Source organism: Xanthomonas sp. NCPPB 901, from assembly GCF_056725085.1.
This window is the reverse complement of sequence record NZ_CM161511.1, coordinates 2,621,082-2,639,056: the sequence shown is the minus strand read 5'-3', so window position 1 is coordinate 2,639,056 and position 17,975 is coordinate 2,621,082. Positions and strand designations below refer to the sequence as shown.

8 protein-coding genes are annotated in these 17,975 nt (G+C 68.1%); all 8 read right to left on the bottom strand.

The genetic code is table 11. From position 1 onward, the window contains the following. Positions 1–279: 279 nt before the first annotated feature. The 8 genes from AC1PME_RS11030 to AC1PME_RS10995 all read right to left on the bottom strand — a co-directional run bounded on the left by AC1PME_RS11030 (position 280) and on the right by AC1PME_RS10995 (position 17,500). Positions 280–2,523 (bottom strand): methyl-accepting chemotaxis protein, encoded by a 2,244-nt coding sequence (locus tag AC1PME_RS11030; protein WP_481095896.1) that lies wholly within the window; start codon positions 2,521–2,523, stop codon positions 280–282. Positions 2,524–2,760: 237 nt separating this feature from the next. Continuing rightward, positions 2,761–5,118, bottom strand: coding sequence for a methyl-accepting chemotaxis protein (locus AC1PME_RS11025; RefSeq protein ID WP_481095895.1), 2,358 nt, complete (start codon positions 5,116–5,118; stop codon positions 2,761–2,763). A gap of 13 nt (positions 5,119–5,131) precedes the next feature. Further along, positions 5,132–5,902: a transporter gene (locus AC1PME_RS11020; RefSeq protein WP_307550622.1), complete on the bottom strand. Its 771-nt coding sequence runs from the start codon at positions 5,900–5,902 to the stop codon at positions 5,132–5,134. Between the two features lie 237 nt (positions 5,903–6,139). Beyond that, positions 6,140–8,788: a methyl-accepting chemotaxis protein gene (locus tag AC1PME_RS11015; RefSeq protein ID WP_481095894.1), complete on the bottom strand. Its 2,649-nt coding sequence runs from the start codon at positions 8,786–8,788 to the stop codon at positions 6,140–6,142. Between the two features lie 400 nt (positions 8,789–9,188). Beyond that, on the bottom strand, positions 9,189–11,441 hold the full coding sequence (locus AC1PME_RS11010) for a methyl-accepting chemotaxis protein (protein WP_481095893.1): 2,253 nt from the start codon (positions 11,439–11,441) through the stop codon (positions 9,189–9,191). Between the two features lie 461 nt (positions 11,442–11,902). Then, positions 11,903–14,164 (bottom strand): methyl-accepting chemotaxis protein, encoded by a 2,262-nt coding sequence (locus AC1PME_RS11005; protein WP_481095892.1) that lies wholly within the window; start codon positions 14,162–14,164, stop codon positions 11,903–11,905. Positions 14,165–14,221: 57 nt separating this feature from the next. Next, positions 14,222–14,428, bottom strand: a complete 207-nt coding sequence (locus AC1PME_RS11000; protein WP_307550614.1) for a hypothetical protein — start codon at positions 14,426–14,428, stop codon at positions 14,222–14,224. 858 nt (positions 14,429–15,286) lie between these two features. Beyond that, complete coding sequence (locus AC1PME_RS10995) at positions 15,287–17,500, bottom strand: methyl-accepting chemotaxis protein (RefSeq protein WP_481095891.1); 2,214 nt, start codon at positions 17,498–17,500, stop codon at positions 15,287–15,289. Positions 17,501–17,975 lie beyond the last annotated feature (475 nt).

The following is a 17,975-nucleotide window of genomic DNA, read 5'->3' as shown; positions in this document are numbered from 1 at the left end:
TGTGTCATGGCGATGCGCTGCCACTGCCTGGATATCGACATGGCGGGCGGAAATTGAGCGGTGCTGTGGTTCTCGTTGGCGGGCGCTTAGGAAGCTGTCTGGAAAGCAGACGGAGTGGTCGACGCGGGCAGAATCCGACACTATTCCGACATGCGATGGCGCGGACTGGGCGCATCTACGCCTTGCCTGTCGTGGGTATGCGCCTACGACAGGCAAAGCGGATGTCGGATGTTGCCGCCGGGACCGGTCGCCGTGCCGCCGGCACGGCGACCGCGCGACTCAGAACTCCTGCCAGTCGCCGCCGACCACGGCCGCGGCGCGCTTGGCGGGTTGACGCGGTGTGTGCGCCACCGCCTTGACGGCGCGCGGAGCGTGGGGAGCCACGGCCGGTGCCGGTGCCACGCGCACGCCAGCGACGGCAGCGGCACCGACGCTGTCGATCTTGAACAACGCCACCGCATCGCTGAGTTGGCCGGCCTGTTCCTCCATCGACCGCGCCGCGGCGGTGGCTTCTTCCACCAGCGCGGCGTTCTGCTGGGTGGTTTCGTCCATCTGCACCACGGTCTGGTTGACCTGCTCGATGCCGGCCGACTGTTCCTGCGAGGCGGCCGAGATCTCGCCCATGATGTCGGTCACGCGCTGCACCGAGGCGACGATCTCCTGCATGGTGCGGCCGGCCTGGTCGACCAGCGCCGAGCCCTCGGTCACGCGGGCGACCGAGTCGTCGATCAGCGTCTTGATCTCCTTGGCGGCACCAGCCGAGCGTTGGGCGAGGGTGCGGACCTCGCTGGCGACCACGGCGAAGCCGCGGCCCTGGTCGCCGGCACGCGCCGCTTCCACCGCCGCGTTCAAGGCCAGGATGTTGGTCTGGAAGGCGATGCCGTCGATCACCGAGATGATGTCGGCAATCTTCTTGGAGGAGGCCTCGATGCCGCTCATGGTCTCGACCACCTGGCCGACCACGTTGCCGCCCTGCGAGGCGACTACCGCCGCACCGGTGGCGAGCTGGTTGGCCTGGCGGGCGTGTTCGGCGTTCTGCTTGACCGTTGAGGTCAGCTCTTCCATCGAGGCAGCGGTTTCCTCCAGGCTGGCGGCCTGCTGCTCGGTGCGGCGCGACAGGTCGTCGTTGCCGGCGGCGATCTCGCTGGCGGCGGCATTGATGCTGACCGCGGCGGTCTGGATGCGGCCGACGATGCCGGTCAACTGGTCGGCGGTGGCGTTGGCGTCGTCGCGCATGGTGGCGAATACACCGTGGAACTCGCCGTCCATGCGTGCGGTCAGGTCGCCTCCGGCGATGGCTTGCAGCAGTGCCGACAGCTTGCCCAGGTTGACGTCGCTGACCTCCATCATCGCGTTGAGGTCCTGCACCATGCGTTGGAAGTCGTGCTGGAAACGCTCGGCATCGCCGCGGGTGCTGAAGTCGCCGGCCGCGGCGGCCGCCGCCAGGCGCTTGATCTCGGTGTTGATCGCCAGCAGGCTGGCCTTGGCCGCATCCATCGATTCGTGCAGCACCGCGCGGCTGCCGGGCAGGCGACGCGCGTCGCGGCGCAGGTCGCCGTTGGCGTACTCGTTGAGCACGCCGATGGCGTCGACGATGGCGTCCAGGTGCTCGAACATCATGGTGTTGATGCCCTTGCTCAGCTCGCCGTACACGCCCGGGAAGTCCTGCGGCATGCGGTGGCGCATGTCCTTGTCGGCGTGCAGTTCGATCATCAACGCGGTTTCGCCGGAGAAGCGCTGCAACTGCTGTTGCATCGCGTCCATCGCCAGCAGCAGGCGGCCGGGTTCGTCGCGCGCGTCGGTGGCCACGTCGTTGTCCAGGCGGCCGCTGGCGATGGCTTCGGCGGCGCGGGTGGCACGGTCCAGCGGTCCGGTCAGGCTGCGGGTGATGGTCCGGGCCAGCAGGCCGCTGACGACCAGCACCAACAGCCCACCGCCGATCAGCATGTTGCGGCCGCTGGCGATCGAACGGGTCCCTTTGGCGTAGGCGGCCTGCAACTGCTCGTTCTGGAGATCCACGTTCTCGCGAATGTAGCCGTTCCAGGTCAGCGTGGCAGGACGCGAGCGCTGGATCAGCAGCGCTTGCGCTTCGTCGTTGCGGCTGGCGAGGGACAGCGCGATGACCTGGTCGTTCAGTGCGCGGGCGGTCGCCCGTGCCGCGTCGATCTTGGCACGCACCACCGTGCCTTTCGCGGAGGGAGGAAACTTGTCCAGCTCGGCGCGCAACTCGGTGTAGCGCTGACGGTTGTTCCGGACCTCGACCAGCGCTTGCTGGTTGAGCGCGTCGCTGGTCACCATCGCCAGGGTGCCTAGCGCGCCAAGGATCTTGTTGTTGGCGTCGAGCATGTCATTGCTGATTCTGGTCTTCTCGACGTTGTTCTTGACGATCTGGTCCAGTTCGGTCTGAGCCTGCGACATGGAGACCGTCCCGGCCACGACCAGCAGACAGGACAGCAGGATCAGCAGACCGAAGGCACCGCCGAGGCGGCGTCCGACGTTGTAGCGTTGTAGAAAGGCGTTCATTGGTCGTCCTGTTCGTTGACTGTGAAACGCAGCCACTACTGCTGCGTCCATGCGGGGCTCCCGCGACGCTGACGCGGGCGGAGCAGCGGAGCGCGGTGGTCAGACAAGAACAGAAACCAAGTGCCTTGCTGTATGACGCGGAAACGCCGTCGCTCGAATGTAATATCGGCGTCACGACGCGATGCTCGATAGGTCGTTGGTCGTAAGACGATTCCCGACGCTGTCTAGTTCATTTCCTTACGCGGTCAGCGGCTGCCATTGCGTGCCGATCGCGTCGGCGATCGCCTGGGCGTTCGGCTGGGACGCCTGTGGAGCGTGCGCTGGGTGTCCCGGCAAGGCCGCCGCAACCGGATCCGGGGCAGGACCGGTGGTACGGGCGGCGCGCTGTTCCAGCCGGAACACCGCCACCGCGTCGCTCAGCTGCGCCGCCTGGTCCTCCATCGACCGCGCCGCGGCGGTGGCTTCCTCGACCAGGGCGGCGTTCTGCTGGGTGCTTTCGTCCATCTGCGTGATCGTGCGGTTGACCTGCTCGATGCCTGCCGACTGCTCCTGCGACGCCGCGGAGATCTCGCCCATGATGTCGGTGACGCGGCCCACCGAGGCCACGATCTCCTGCATGGTCTGGCCGGCGCGCTGCACCAGTTCCGCGCCGGTGGCGACGCGGCCGACCGAGTCGTCGATCAGGCCCTTGATCTCCTTGGCGGCGTTGGCCGAGCGTTGCGCCAGCACGCGCACCTCGCTGGCGACCACCGCGAAGCCGCGGCCCTGTTCGCCGGCACGCGCGGCTTCCACCGCGGCATTGAGCGCCAGGATGTTGGTCTGGAAGGCGATGCCGTCGATCACCGAAATGATGTCGGCGATCTTCCTCGATGCGGTCTCGATCCCGCTCATGGTGTCGACCACCTGGCCGACCACCGCGCCGCCTTGCGAGGCGACCGCGGCGGCGCCGGCGGCGAGCTGGTTGGCCTGGCGCGCGTGCTCGGCGTTCTGCTTGACCGTGGAGGTCAGCTCCTCCATCGAGGCGGCGGTCTCTTCCAGACTGGCGGCCTGCTGCTCGGTGCGCTGCGACAGGTCGTTGTTGCCCTGGGCGATCTCGGTGGCGGCGCTGTGGATGTCGCCGGCGGCGCGCTGGATGCGGCCGACGATGTCGGCCAGGCGCTCGGCGGTGCCGTTGGCGTCGTCGCGCATGGTGGCGAAGATGCCGTGGAACTGGCCGTGCATGCGCGCGCCGAGGTCGCCGTCGGCCAGCGCGCTGAGCAGTCGCGAGACCTCGGCGATGCTGATCGCGTTGGCGTCGAGCAGGCCGTTGAGTTGCTGCGCCAGCATCAGGAAGAAGCCCTGCTTGCCGCTGCGGTCGATGCGCTGCGACAGGTCGCCGGCGGCGGCGCTGCGCACCACCGCGGCCACTTCCGCCTCCACCCGCGTCTCGGCGGTGCGATCGCGCCATTCGCAGACGAAGCCCAGGTGCGTGCCCTCGGCGTTGCGGATGGCGGAGATCTCCTGGGCGATGCAGACCTCGCGATAGCGCACCTCGCGCTGCGCCGCGCCTTGCCGATCCAGCCGCTGGTAGATTTCCGCGTCCTGCGCATTGCCGACTTCCAGCAGCGTCACCGACTGGCCCAGCAAGGGCGCAGCGCGGTCGAACGCCGGCGCGCTGGCGCGGATGTCCTCGGCGTAGGTCTGCAGCAGGGTCTGCAGCGCGTTGTTGGCGTAGATGATGGTCAGGTCGGGGTCGGCGATGTACATGCCGGTGGACGCGTTGTCCAGGGCGGTGCGGATGCGCAGGTTCTCGGCGGCGACGCTGCGCTCGCGTTCGATGCGTTCGCGCAGCTCGCGTTGCATCCGCGCCAGCGCCGCCATCAGGCTGCGCCCGTGTCGGGCCGCGACCGGAATGGGCTGGTCCAGGCGGCCTTCGGCGATGTGCTGGGCGGCGTCCATCGCCACCCGCGGCTCGCCGCCGAGCAACTGGGCGACCGAGCGCAGGATCCAGGCCGCGGCGGCGACCAGGCACAGCACGGCGACCAGCACCGCGCCGGTCTGCTGCCAGGTGGCGTGCTGGCTCTGCCGCTCTGCGGCGGCACGGCTCTGATCGTTCAGCGCCAGGATGCGATCGCTGATCGCGTCCATCTCGGTTTCCAGCCGAGCGAATTGCGCGGTGAAGTCCGCATAGGCGGCGTTGCTGTCGCCCTGGGTCTCGGCCAGTGTCACCACCTTGTCGGCCGCCGCGATGTAGCGCTGCAGCGCCGGTCCCGCCGCATCGAGCTGCGCGCGCACGTTGCCGTCCAGCGGCAGCGTGCGGTTGTCGTCCAGCGCCTTGCGGAACGCGCTGGCGTGTTCGCCCAGGGCGGCGCGCGCGGCCTTGACCCCGTCCGCGTCCTGTCGCGCCGCCGCCAGCAACGCGGCGGTCACGTCGCCGCGCAGGGCGTCGTGCATCATGTCCGCCTGCATGTGGTTGCGCAGCGCATCGGAGGACACGACCTGCGTGGCGACCGAGCGCAGCAGCGCTTGCTGCGCGCCGTAGCCGACTCCGCCCAGGGCGAGCAGGGCGAGCACCGCCACCAGCACCAGGATCCCCAGCATATGCATGATTTTCATCGGTGTGGCCCGATCAGAAACGGAAGGACAGGCCAGCGCCGAGCGCGTGGTCCGGCGAACGGTCATTGAGGCCGCGGCTGTACACCACGTCCAGTTGTACGTCCTGGCTGAGCAGCCAGGCCGACCCCACGTCGAGCAGGGCGATGGTGCCGCCGTCGTCGGCATGCGCGATCTGCGGCAGCGCCAGTTCCACGAACGAGCGGGCGCGGTCGGTCCAGGCCTTGCCCAGCACCACGCCGAAGATGCCGGCGGTATAGCGGTGCCCGCCGTCGCCTTCGTCGCGGATCACGCCGGGCATCATTCCCAGCGAAACGCTATCGCTGAGCTCCCATTCGGCCACCAGGCGGAACGAGGGGCGGGCGCCGCTGCCACGCACGTCGCGCGCGCCGCTGGGCAGATCCACGTGCAGCAGCCAGGCCAGCGAGGCACCGCCGACCTCGCTGGCCAGGTGATGCTTGAGGCCGAGCGAAATGTCGGAGAAGCCGGAGACATCGTCGCCGACGGGGACGTCGACCGTCTGCCAGCCGTCGGTTTCCAGGCGCAGTTCCCAGGTCGGGCCGATGCCGTAGCGGAACAGGGTCGGCGTGGCGTAGCCATCGACAGTGCCGTCGCGCTCCCAGGCCACGCTGGTTTCCACCTGCAGGCGGCGGTCGCCGGCGGTGAGGCTGGATTCGACGAAGTCGGGGCGATCGGTGGCGATCGGCTCGACCTCGGCGTGGACTTGCCCGGCGAGGCCGGCCAGGCCGCACAAGGTCAGATAGGTGGCGATAATGCGTCGCTGCATGGTGGCTCCCTTGGCGGTTCGGTCGGAACCGGGGATCCGGGCGCAGTGCGGCCGGCGCCGGGGGGCGCGTCGCGGTGCCCACGGCATGGTAGTTCCGGTTTCTATATCGACCCTGACGACCGTTTCTTTACGAACGTGACGTGCTAAGCGCTCTTCCGCGGGCCTCGCTCAGGGCCGTGCGGCAGTGCCGCCAGGCGCGCGAGGCGCCGCGGCGGTGGCGGCATGTGATGCAGCCGCTCAGAACTCTTGCCACTGCCCGTCGTCCGCCGGCACGGGCGTGCGTGCGACCGCCTGCAACGGGGCCGCTGCCGGTCGCCGCGGTGCCGCCGCCGTGGCCGCAGCTGGCGCGGGCGACGCTGGACGGCGCGCGGGTGCCGGCGTAGCGGGTGGCACGACGCGGGTCTCGAGCTTGAACAGCGCCACCGCCTGGTTGAGCTGGCCGGCCTGGTCTTCCATCGACCGTGCCGCGGCGGTGGCTTCCTCGACCAGCGCCGCGTTCTGCTGGGTGGCCTCGTCCATCTGGGCGATGGTCTGGTTGACCTGCTCGATGCCGGCCGATTGCTCCTGCGAAGCCGCGGAAATCTCGCCCATGATGTCGGTCACGCGCTGCACCGAGGCGACGATGTCCTGCATGGTAGTGCCGGCCTGTTCGACCAGGGCCGAGCCCTCGGCGACGCGCGTGACCGAATCGTCGATCAGCGTCTTGATCTCCCTGGCGGCATTGGACGAACGCTGCGCCAGCGTGCGCACTTCGCTGGCGACCACGGCGAAGCCGCGGCCCTGTTCGCCGGCACGTGCGGCTTCCACCGCCGCGTTGAGCGCCAGGATGTTGGTCTGGAACGCGATGCCGTCGATCACGCTGATGATGTCGGCGATCTTGCGGGACGAGGCCTCGATGCCGGTCATCTTGTCCGAGACCTCGCTGGCCAGTACGCCGCCCTGCGAGGCCACCGCGGCCGCGCCCGCGGCCAATTGATTGGCCTGGCGGGCATGCTCGGCGTTCTGCTTGACCGTGGAAGTCAGCTCTTCCATCGAGGCGGCGGTTTCCTCCAGGCTCGCGGCCTGTTGCTCGGTGCGGCGCGACAGGTCGTCGTTGCCGGCGGCGATCTCGCTGGCGGCGCCGTTGATGCTGACCGCGGCGGTCTGGATCCGCGACACGATGGCGGCCAGCTGTTCGGCGGTGGCATTGGCGTCGTCGCGCATGGCCGCGAACACGCCCTGGAAGTCGCCGTGCATGCGTGCGGTCAGGTCGCCGGCGGCGATGGCCTTGAGCAGCGTCGACAGCGCCTGCAGGTTGCCGTCGGCGGTGGCCATCAACTGGTTGAGACTGTCCACCATCAGCCGGAAGTCGTACTGGAAGCGTGCGGCGTCGCCGCGCACGCTGAAGTCACCGGCCGCGGCGGCCCCGGCAAGGTGCTTGATTTCGGTGTTCATCGCGGTCAGGTTGCGCTTGACCGTGTCCATGGTCTCGGTGAGCACGGCCTTTTCCCCGGGCAGGCGCTCCATGTCCTCGGACAGGTCGCCGATGGCGTAGCGGCCCATGATCTGCGCCAGGCGCAGCTTGACCGCGATATGCGAGGCGGCCAGCGCATTGCTGTCGCGGACCATGCGCCCGTAGTCGCCCGGGAAGGCGCTCTCGTCCATGCGGTAACTGATCTCGCCGGCATCGTGGCGCTGGGCCATTTCCTTCTGCGCATCGAGCACCGCGCGCAGCTGCTGCTGCATGCGGTGCAGCGATCCCAGCAACTGCCCCAGTTCGTCGTTGCGCGGCGACTGGATGCGGCTGTCCAGGCGGCCGGCGGCGACCGCACTGGACACCTCCACCGCGCTGGCCAACGGCTTGACCACCAGCCGCCGCAGCAGCAGGTAGAGGCCGCCGCTGAGCAGCAGCGCGGCGCACAGGCCGACCGCGGCGATGGTCCACAGCAGGGAGCGCGCCTGCGCCATCAGTACCGCCTTGGGCACCGCCACGCCCAGCGCGAAGCGCTCCTGGGCCTGGCCGATCTGCAGCGGCACGTACACCTCCACGTCGCTGGCACCGGTCTGCGGATCGACGGTGTCGCGGCTTACGGTCTTGCCCTGGGCGACAGTGGCCAGCAAGGCGCGGGTCGCCGGATCGTGCAGCGTCTTGCCGACCAGCGCGGGATCGCGGTCGGCGATGATGGCGCCGCCGGGCGAGAGCAGGCGCACGTGGCCTGCGCCGAGCGGGCGCAGCTTGGCGATGCGCTGCTGCAGCCCGGCCAGGCCGAAATCGGTGGTGACCACACCCAGGAACTTGCCGTCTTCCAGGATCGGCGTGCTGACCGTGGTCATCAGCACCTTCTGCCCGGCGATCTCGTAATCGTAGGGTTCGGCGACGGTCGGCCGCAGCAGCTTGCGCGGATTCAGATACCAGTCGCCGGCACCGGCCACGTCGTAGTCGCGCAGCGGATCGCGCACGAGTTTTCCGTTCTGCCAGGACCAGTACACCATGTAGCGGCCGCTGGCGTCGTGGCCGGGGGTGTTGACGTAGTCCGCGTCCTTGCCGTCCAGCGCCTGCGGTTCCCACAGCGTGCCGACGCCGGTCCAGTCGGGGTGCTGCTGCAGCTCGCGGCGCAGGCTCTCGCTGAACAGGTCGCGTGCCTTGTCCTGGCCGCGCTGGGCGAGCAGGGCGTTGGCCAGCGCCTGGTTGGAGACGGCGGAAGCGCCGATGGTGTTGCCGATGTGCTCGGATTCCAGGTACGCGGTGTCGGTCATGCGGACCTTTGCGGAGGCGAGCAGGGCGGAACTGCTGCGGGCATAGATGATGGCGGCGGTAATGCCGAAGCACAGCAAGGCGATCGCGGCCACGCCCAGCATCAGGCGGGTGGCGACACTGCTCGGGCGTGTGGAGGGCGTCGTGGACATCGCGGTCGTCTCGAGGGAGGGGAGGGACAGAGCGCGCCGTCGTGGACTGGAGCCTTCTGCCTGCAGACAGAGCAGGCAGGAGCGGAAACGTGCGCGACGATCTCTTATCGGCACAACATCCCAGAAATGTAGCGGGCATCGAGGTGCGGCGCGCCTGGCGTTGCGGCACCGAGGCGGGGCGGGGGGCCGGTCCCGGAAGCGCCGTCGCCCGCGGCGGACGGCGCAGGGCTGCAGGCGTCCGCGCGCCGTCGGCGCGTGCCCGATCGCCGGGCGCGCGGCCGCGCCGCAGGATGCCGCCGGCTCGTGGCGGACGCTGGAAGGTCGGCAATGAAACTGAAAAGCCCCGGGGAGCGATCGCTCCCGGGGCCGGTGAGGCGAGGCGGGCGGCAGCGGCGCGCGCTCAGAACTCCTGCCAGCTGTCGTCGCCTGCCGCGACCGCGACCGGCCGGGCCGATGCCCGGACCGGGCGGACGGCGGGCTTGGCCACCGGCCTGAGCGCCGTCCGGGCCGCCGGGCGGCGCGCGGTGCTCGGTGCGCTGGCCGCAGCCGGCTGGCCGAGCGGGGCGCTGCTCGCCTCGATCTTGAACACGGCCACGGCCTGGCTCAGCTGGCCGGCCTGTTCCTCCATCGAGCGCGCGGCGGCGGTGGCTTCCTCCACCAGCGCGGCGTTCTGCTGGGTGGCCTCGTCCATCTGGGTGACGGTCTGGTTGACCTGCTCGATGCCGGCCGACTGTTCCTGCGAGGCGGCCGAGATCTCGCCCATGATGTCGGTCACGCGCTGCACCGAGGCCACGATCTCGGTCATGGTCTTGCCGGCCTGGTCGACCAGGACCGAGCCTTCGGTCACGCGCTGGACCGAATCGTCGATCAGCGTCTTGATCTCCTTGGCGGCATTGGCCGAGCGCTGCGCCAGCGTGCGCACTTCGCTGGCGACGACGGCGAAGCCACGGCCCTGTTCGCCAGCGCGGGCGGCTTCCACGGCGGCATTCAGCGCCAAAATGTTGGTCTGGAAGGCGATGCCGTCGATCACCGAGATGATGTCGGCGATCTTCTTGGAGGAGGCCTCGATGCCGCTCATGGTCTGGACCACCTGGCCGACCACGCTGCCGCCCTGCGAGGCGACCGCCGCTGCGCCGCTGGCGAGCTGGTTGGCCTGGCGGGCGTGCTCGGCATTCTGCTTGACGGTGGAGGTCAGTTCCTCCATCGAGGCGGCGGTTTCCTCCAGGCTGGCGGCCTGCTGCTCGGTACGGCGCGAGAGGTCATCGTTGCCGGCGGCGATCTCGCTGGCGGCACCGTTGATGCTGACCGCGGCGGCCTGGATCCGCGACACGATGGCGGCCAGCTGTTCGGCGGTGGCATTGGCGTCGTCGCGCATGGTGGCGAATACGCCTTGGAACTGGCCGTGCATGCGTGCGGTGAGGTCGCCGGCGGCGATGGACTGCAGCAGGGCCGACAGCGCCTGCAGGTTGCCGTCGGCGGTGGCCATCAGCTGGTTGAGGCTGTCGACCATCAGCCGGAAGTCGTATTGGAAGCGCTCGGTGTCGCCACGCACGCTGAAATCGCCTGCGGCAGCCGCCCCGGCCAGGTGCTTGATCTCGCGGTTCATCGCGGTCAGGTTGCGCTTGACCGTGTCCATCGTTTCGGTGAGTCGGGCTTTTTCGCCGGGCAGGCGCTCCATGTCCTCGGACAGGTCGCCGATGGCGTAGCGGCCCATGATCTGCGCCAGGCGCTCGGTCACCGCGATGTGCGAGGCGGACAGGGCGTTGCTGTCGCGGACCATGCGCCCATAGTCGCCGGGGAACGCGGTTTCGTCCATGCGGTAGCTCATCTGGCCGACGTCGTGGCGCTTGGCCATGTCGGCCTGCGCGGCGAGCACCGCCTGCAACTGGCTCTGCATCTTGTCCATGCTCAGCAACAGCACGCCGGCCTCGTCCTTGCTGCGCAGGTCGATCGTATTGTCGAGCTTGCCGCGCGCGATGGCGTCGGCCACGCCGATCGCGGTGCCCAGACGCTTGAGCAGTTGCCGGCGGATCACGATCGCCAGGCCGATCGCGGCCACGATCACCAGCAGGTTGCCCAGCAGCACGGCCCACTTGTTCTGCGCGCGCACCGTGTTCAGGGTTGCGCTGCGCTTGGCCAACAACCCGCTTTCCTCGTTGTGGAACTCACCGAGCAGACTGCGGATCGTTTGCATTGCCTTGCGATCGCGCGCTTCGCGGAACACCGACACGACCTGCGCCGGATCGTTGGACTGCTCGCGCAGGGCGGTCACCTGCTTTTCCACGTTGACGAGATCGTCGAACGCGGTATGCAGCTTTTCCAAGCGCGCCTGCTGGCGTGGATTGTCCGAGGTCAACTGCTTGGCCTCGGTGAAGTTCTTGTCGAAGTTGGCTTGGCCGTTGATGAAGGGCTGCAGGTGTTGCTTGTCGCCCGACAGCATGTAACCGCGTGCGCCGGTTTCAACGTTCAGGGCGTCGAGCCCCATCATGTCGCCGGTGGCCAGCACCTTGTAGGTGTGGTCGTTCATGTCGGCGGCATTGTTGAGCGAAGAGAGACTGCTGAGGGTGATCGAGCCGATGATCACCGTGATCAGCACGATGACCGAAAAGCTGAGCGCGAGTCTTGCGGAAAGACTGAGATTCTTGAGCGTCATCGTCGTATTCCTGGTGGAAAAGTGGTGCGTTGGGGATGGCGTACCCCGTGCCTGAGTCGATGTCCGCGTAGGCGCTGGGCGCTGCCCTATATATTCATGCTGTGAATTTAAATAAACTAATTGATAGTTATTCTTTAAATAAACGTTTGCGATTGAAGCGTTTACTGCACTCTGACTTGTCTTGCTTTAGTCGCTTGATGACACGGCGCATTCAAATTTGTAGACAATTTGTGTGAGCAACACCCGTATCGGCATGTGCGCTTCGTTCTTGAAGCCGCCGTGACGCGCGAATTTAGCTTTGCTTCACATTGACTTCACGTCAGTCGGAATGGGGTTCACGCTCTGCTCTGCGTGGGTGCGTTGCAAGGGGGCTCGGGCCATGCGCGCTGGTGCAAAAAAAGCCCGGGAGCTGGCGCTCCCGGGCTTGGATCCTCTGTGTCCGTGGCAGGTGGGTGAGGCGATCAGAACTCCTGCCAGTCCGCGCCGCCGCCACTCGCGGCCGCGGCGATGGCCACCGGCCGGCGTGCGTTCGCCTTCGGGGCAGGTGACTTGGCCGTCGGTCGCTTGGGGGTAGCGGTGGCGAGCGCCGGCGGCGGAGCGGCAGCGTGGTGGGCCGCCGCCACTGCCTGCTGGTCGATCCTGAATAGCGCCACGGCCTGGCTCAACTGCCCGGCCTGATCCTCCATCGAGCGCGCGGCGGCGGTGGCTTCCTCGACCAGCGCGGCGTTCTGCTGGGTGGTCTCGTCCATCTGCATGACGGTCTGGTTGACCTGCTCGATGCCGGCCGACTGCTCCTGCGAGGCCGAGGCGATCTCGCCCATGATGTCGGTCACGCGCTGCACCGAGGTCACGATCTCCTGCATGGTCTTGCCGGCCTGATCGACCAGGGCCGAGCCTTGGGCGACGCGGACCACCGAGTCGTCGATCAGGTCCTTGATCTCCTTGGCCGCATGCGACGAGCGCTGCGCCAGGGTGCGCACTTCGCTGGCGACGACGGCGAAGCCGCGGCCTTGTTCGCCGGCGCGCGCGGCTTCCACCGCGGCGTTGAGCGCCAGGATATTGGTCTGGAAGGCGATGCCGTCGATGACGCTGATGATGTCGGCGATCTTCTTCGAGGAGGCCTCGATGCCACTCATGGTGTCGACCACCTGGCCGACCACGCTGCCGCCCTGCGAGGCCACCGCGGCCGCGCCGGTGGCGAGCTGGTTGGCCTGGCGGGCGTGCTCGGCATTCTGCTTGACGGTGGAGGTCAGTTCCTCCATCGACGCGGCGGTTTCCTCCAGGCTGGCGGCCTGCTGCTCGGTCCGGCGCGACAGGTCGTCGTTGCCGGTGGCGATCTCGCTGGCGGCGGCATTGATGCTGACCGCGGCGGTCTGGATGCGCGCGACGATCGCCGCCAGTTGTTCGGTGGTGGCATTGGCGTCGTCGCGCATGGTCGCGAACACGCCCTGGAAGTCGCCGTGCATGCGCGCGGTCAGGTCGCCGGCGGCGATGGACTGCAGCAGGGCCGACAGCGCCTGCAGGTTGCCGTCGGCGGTGGCCATCAGCTGGTTGAGGCTGTCGACCATCAAGCGGAAGTCGTACTGGAAGCGTGCGGCGTCGCCGCGCACGCTGAAGTCGCCCGCGGCAGCCGCCCCGGCCAGGTGCTTGATCTCGGAGTTCATCGCGGTCAGGTTGTGTTTGACCGTGTCCATGGTTTCGGTGAGTCGGGCTTTTTCGCCGGGTAGCCGGTCCATGTCCTCGGACAGGTCGCCGATGGCGTAGCGGCCCATGATCTGCGCCAGGCGCTCGGTCACCGCGATATGCGCGGCGGCCTGTGCGTTGCTGTCGCGGACCATGCGCCCGTAGTCGCCGGGGAAGGTGCTTTCGTCCATGCGGTAGCTGATCTGGCCGGCGTCGTGGCGCTGCGCCATCTCGGCCTGCGCGGCGAGCACGGCCTGCAGTTGCTGCTGCATGCGTCCCATGGCGTTCAACAGGCGGCCGGTTTCGTCGCGGGCCTCGGTGCGCACGATGTTGCGCATGTCGCCGTTGGCGATGGCTTCGGCGGTGCGCGTGGCCAGGCCCAGCGGTGCGGTCAGGCTGCGGGTAATGGTCAGCGCCAGCAGCGCGCTGAGCACCAGTGCCAGCACGGTGCCGCCGATCAACAGCATGCGGCCGCGGTGCATCGCATCCAGCGCCGACTGGTAGGCGTCGGCCGCCTGCGACTTCTGCCGATCGGCAAACTCGCGGATCTTACCCTGCCACGCAAGGGTCGCCGGCAGTGCTTCGCGATTGAGCATCTGCACCGCCTGGGCGGTCTCGCCCCTCTCGCCCAGCGCGACGATGGCGTCGTTGATCTTCTTCGCGGCGTTGCGCTTGGTGTCCATGTCGGCGCGGATGGCGCGGCCGGCGGCGGTGCTGGACAGCGCGTCCATCTTGGTACGCGACGCGGTGTAGCGCTCGCGCTGCTTGGTGAACGTCTCCAGCGCCTGCTTGCGGATCGCCGGGTCGGTGGAGGTGGTGTAGGCGCTCAGCGCGACCAGCACGGAGGAATTGGCATCGAGCATCTGGTTGCTGAATTCGATCTTCGCCATGCGATCCAGCACGATCATGTCCAACTGCTTGCGCGCGTCGGCCATGCCGGACAGCCCGATGACCACCAGGATCACCGAAAGAAGAATCAGCAGGCCGAATGCCGCCGACAGGCGGACACCGACGTTGTAGCGTTGCAGAAAGCGGGTCATTTCATTCTCCAAAGAACGGGAAGGCAGGTCGGCGCGCAGGGAGGCGGCGCCGGCGGTTTACTCGGGCAGACGCGAAAGATCCGCGCTGGCCGCGACCGCAGTCACATGGCGTGATGACGGGGGCGCGGCAGGCAGGTCGTTCGAAAGCACCGCAGTCGCGACGGCGGCCAGGGTGTCGGCATGCCCCATCTCCACCCGCAATCGCCGACGGCGTCGGCCGGTCGCGCGGTGGATGCGTTCTTCGTGTCGCAAGATCGCATGCATGTTGGACCCCCCGTGAACGGATGAAGGAACGGCGCGCGGTGTAATGCGCGGGGAGCCGGGATGGACGCGACCTGAAGGACGCCGTGGCAAGAACCGCAAGTCGAACCCGCACCCATGCCGGCGGCATGCGCGAAAAGATCGATCGTCAGGGCCTGCTCGCTTCCCCCCGGTTGTTCCGACTTCAGCGATCGGCAGCGTGCGCCGAGCGTTCCCTCTGAAGCGCAGGCGGACCTCCCCAGGTCGCACCGGCACGCACCGATGTAGACAAAAAACGTGCGCCAAACCTTGTATCGACAGCGGTGCGGGAATCTTTAGCGCGACATCGCGCTCGCGCGCGCAGGCACTCGCGCCGCGTGGCCCGCTTGGCGCACTGGGGCGCAGCCGGACCTGATGCCAGCAGCATCTTTCTGCTGCCGATCCATCGCGTCCGCGCTATCGCCGCTGCAGCAGCGGGTGCTGACGGCGGTGATGGAGGTGTGCGGACGGCCGGCGCCGGCAGTGGGCGTGATGGGGGCGGGCCCGCTGGATTCCAGCGTCGCCGAGCAAGCCCGGAGCGGCGTCTGCGACGGCATGCGTACGGCGGCCACGTCGGGGCCGTCCGACGAGCGGCAGGCGACCGAAGACGCGTCGGCAGGCGAACCCGCCGACCAGCCTACGGCGACACCGCGCGGTCGCACGACGCGGCACGTCGAACGCTTCGAGGCTCGAGGCATGCCGCCGTGCAGGCGCGCGTCCATCGGCAGCGTCATCTCGTTCCAGCATGGCCACATCCGAGATGGGAGCGGCCGTGGGGACACGGCCGCTGCGTGGCGTCGACGGGGCAAGTGTTCAGAACGCTTGCCAGTGACAGGTGACAGCCTAGGCGAGTGCAGCGGACGGCAGCGGCGCCGGCCGCAGCGTGCGAGCGTGCACCGAGGGCGCGCCGCGCGGGGCGGGATGCGAGGTCCGTGCGATGGTGGCCGGCGCTGCCGCAGGCAGCGTGTCCAACTTGAACACCGCCACGGCGTCCTGCAACTGCGTGGCCTGTTCCTCCATGGAACGCGCCGCGGCCGTGGCTTCCTCCACCAGGGCGGCGTTCTGCTGGGTGGCCTCGTCCATCTGGGTGACGGTCTGATTGACCTGCTCGATGCCGGCCGACTGTTCCTGCGAGGCCGCGGAGATCTCGCCCATGATGTCGGTCACGCGCTGCACCGAGGCCACGATCTCGGTCATGGTCTTGCCGGCCTGGTCGACCAGGACCGAGCCTTCGGTCACGCGCTGGACCGAATCGTCGATCAGCGTCTTGATCTCCTTGGCGGCATTGGCCGAGCGCTGCGCCAGCGTGCGCACTTCGCTGGCGACGACGGCGAAGCCACGGCCCTGTTCGCCGGCGCGGGCGGCTTCCACTGCGGCGTTCAAGGCCAGAATATTGGTCTGGAACGCGATGCCGTCGATCACCGAGATGATGTCGGCGATCTTCTTGGAGGAGGCCTCGATGCCGCTCATGGTCTGGACCACCTGGCCGACCACGCTGCCGCCCTGCGAGGCGACCGCCGCTGCGCCGCTGGCGAGCTGGTTGGCCTGGCGGGCGTGCTCGGCATTCTGCTTGACGGTGGAGGTCAGTTCCTCCATTGACGCGGCGGTTTCCTCCAGGCTGGCGGCCTGCTGCTCGGTACGGCGCGAGAGGTCATCGTTGCCGGTGGCGATCTCGCTGGCCGCGGCATTGATGCTGACCGCCGCGCTCTGGATACGGCCGACGATGCCGGTCAACTGATCGGTGGTGGCGTTGGCGTCGTCGCGCATGGTGGCGAATACACCGTGGAACTCGCCGTCCATGCGTGCGGTCAGGTCGCCTCCGGCGATGGCTTGCAGCAGTGCCGACAGCTTGCCCAGGTTGACGTCGCTGACCTCCATCATCGCGTTGAGGTCCTGCACCATGCGTTGGAAGTCGTGCTGGAAACGCTCGGCATCGCCGCGGGTGCTGAAGTCGCCGGCCGCGGCGGCCGCCGCCAGGCGCTTGATCTCGGTGTTGATCGCCAGCAGGCTGGCCTTGGCCGCATCCATCGATTCGTGCAGTACCGCGCGGCTGCCGGGCAGGCGACGCGCGTCGCGGCGCAGGTCGCCGTTGGCGTACTCGTTGAGTACGCCGATGGCGTCGACGATGGCGTCCAGGTGCTCGAACATCATGGTGTTGATGCCCTTGCTCAGCTCGCCGTACACGCCCGGAAAGTCCTGCGGCATGCGGTGACGCATGTCCTTGTCGGCATGCAGCTCGATCATCCGCGCGGTTTCGCCGGAGAAGCGCTGCAACTGGGTCTGCATGCGATCCATCGCCAGCAGCAGGCGGCCAGGCTCGTCGCGCGCGTCGGTGGCCACGTCGTTGTCCAGGCGGCCGTCGGCGATGGCCTCGGCAGCGCGGGTGGCGCGGCCCAGCGGTCCAGTCAGGCTGCGGGTGATGCTCAGGGCCAGCACGCCACTGACCAGCAGAACGGCGATACCACCTGCGATCAGCATATTGCGGCCCTGCGCCATCGCCTGGTTGGCCTTGCCGTAAGCGGCTGCCGTCTCCCGTTCCTGCAAGGCCACGTTTTCGCGGATCTTGGCCTGCAGGGCGGCCGTCACCGGCCTGGCTTTTTCGTTCAGCAGCGTTTGCGCTTCGTCATTGCGATTGGCGTTGGCTAATGCGATCACCCTGTCGTTGAGCTTACCTGCCACGACGCGCTGCGCGTCGATGTCCGCACGCAGCTGCTTCACGCTTGCGTTAGATGGCGGGAACCCATCGAGTTCCTTGCGCAAGTCGGTGTAGCGCTGACGCGCTTGCTGGATTTCGGTCATCTCCTTCCGGTTGAGCGCCTCGTCCGACACCATGCTCAATGCACTCAACGCGAGCAGGATGCGGGTGTTGGCGTCGAGCATGCCGTTGCTGATGCGGATCTTCTCGACGTTGACCTTGACGATGTGGTGCAACTCGCTTCGCGCTTGCGCGATGGAAACCAGGCCGGCAGCCACCAGCAGGCAGGACAGTACGATCAGTAGACCGAAACCGCCGCTGAGGCGGCGGCCCACGTTGTAGCGTTGCAGGAACGAAGTCATGGTTGAAACCCCTGGTCGAATGAAGGAGCTGCTGCGCGCGCTCCGAAGCGATCGGGAGAAACCCATCCCGTGACCGGCGTAGCATCGTGATGAATTCGCGACCTTGCCTGGGGGTGCACGAACACCGCGTTCCACCAACGCCGACACAGGATCAGTTTTCCCTTCCCCTGACACATCGGCTTCAGCGATCGGCATGACGCAACCGTTCGTTCCCCCTGAAGCGCCGGCGCACACCTCCCCAGGCGTGGCCGGTCCGCACGTGTAGACAAAAACTGTGCGCAAGAGCCGTATCGGCAGCTGTGGCAAATTCTTTAGGGTCGAGTCTTGATGGTGTCTGGCGTTTCGCTGTGCCGGAACGATGACTGCGCGGCGCGAGGCGGGTCACGGCAGGCGGGTTGGCGTCGTGGCCGTCATGGAATCGGCGGCGCCCACAACGCAAAAGCCCCGGCATCGCTGCCGGGGCTCGTGTGGGACG

Excerpts from the sequence above, each read along its gene's own strand:
- AC1PME_RS10995 (WP_481095891.1), bottom strand. The coding sequence starts at position 17,500 with ATGACTTCGTTCCTGCAACGCTACAACGTGGGCCGCCGCCTCAGCGGC.
- AC1PME_RS11025 (WP_481095895.1), bottom strand. The coding sequence starts at position 5,118 with ATGAAAATCATGCATATGCTGGGGATCCTGGTGCTGGTGGCGGTGCTC.
- AC1PME_RS11000 (WP_307550614.1), bottom strand. The coding sequence starts at position 14,428 with ATGCATGCGATCTTGCGACACGAAGAACGCATCCACCGCGCGACCGGC.
- AC1PME_RS11010 (WP_481095893.1), bottom strand. The coding sequence starts at position 11,441 with ATGACGCTCAAGAATCTCAGTCTTTCCGCAAGACTCGCGCTCAGCTTT.
- AC1PME_RS11015 (WP_481095894.1), bottom strand. The coding sequence starts at position 8,788 with ATGTCCACGACGCCCTCCACACGCCCGAGCAGTGTCGCCACCCGCCTG.
- AC1PME_RS11030 (WP_481095896.1), bottom strand. The coding sequence starts at position 2,523 with ATGAACGCCTTTCTACAACGCTACAACGTCGGACGCCGCCTCGGCGGT.
- AC1PME_RS11020 (WP_307550622.1), bottom strand. The coding sequence starts at position 5,902 with ATGCAGCGACGCATTATCGCCACCTATCTGACCTTGTGCGGCCTGGCC.
- AC1PME_RS11005 (WP_481095892.1), bottom strand. The coding sequence starts at position 14,164 with ATGACCCGCTTTCTGCAACGCTACAACGTCGGTGTCCGCCTGTCGGCG.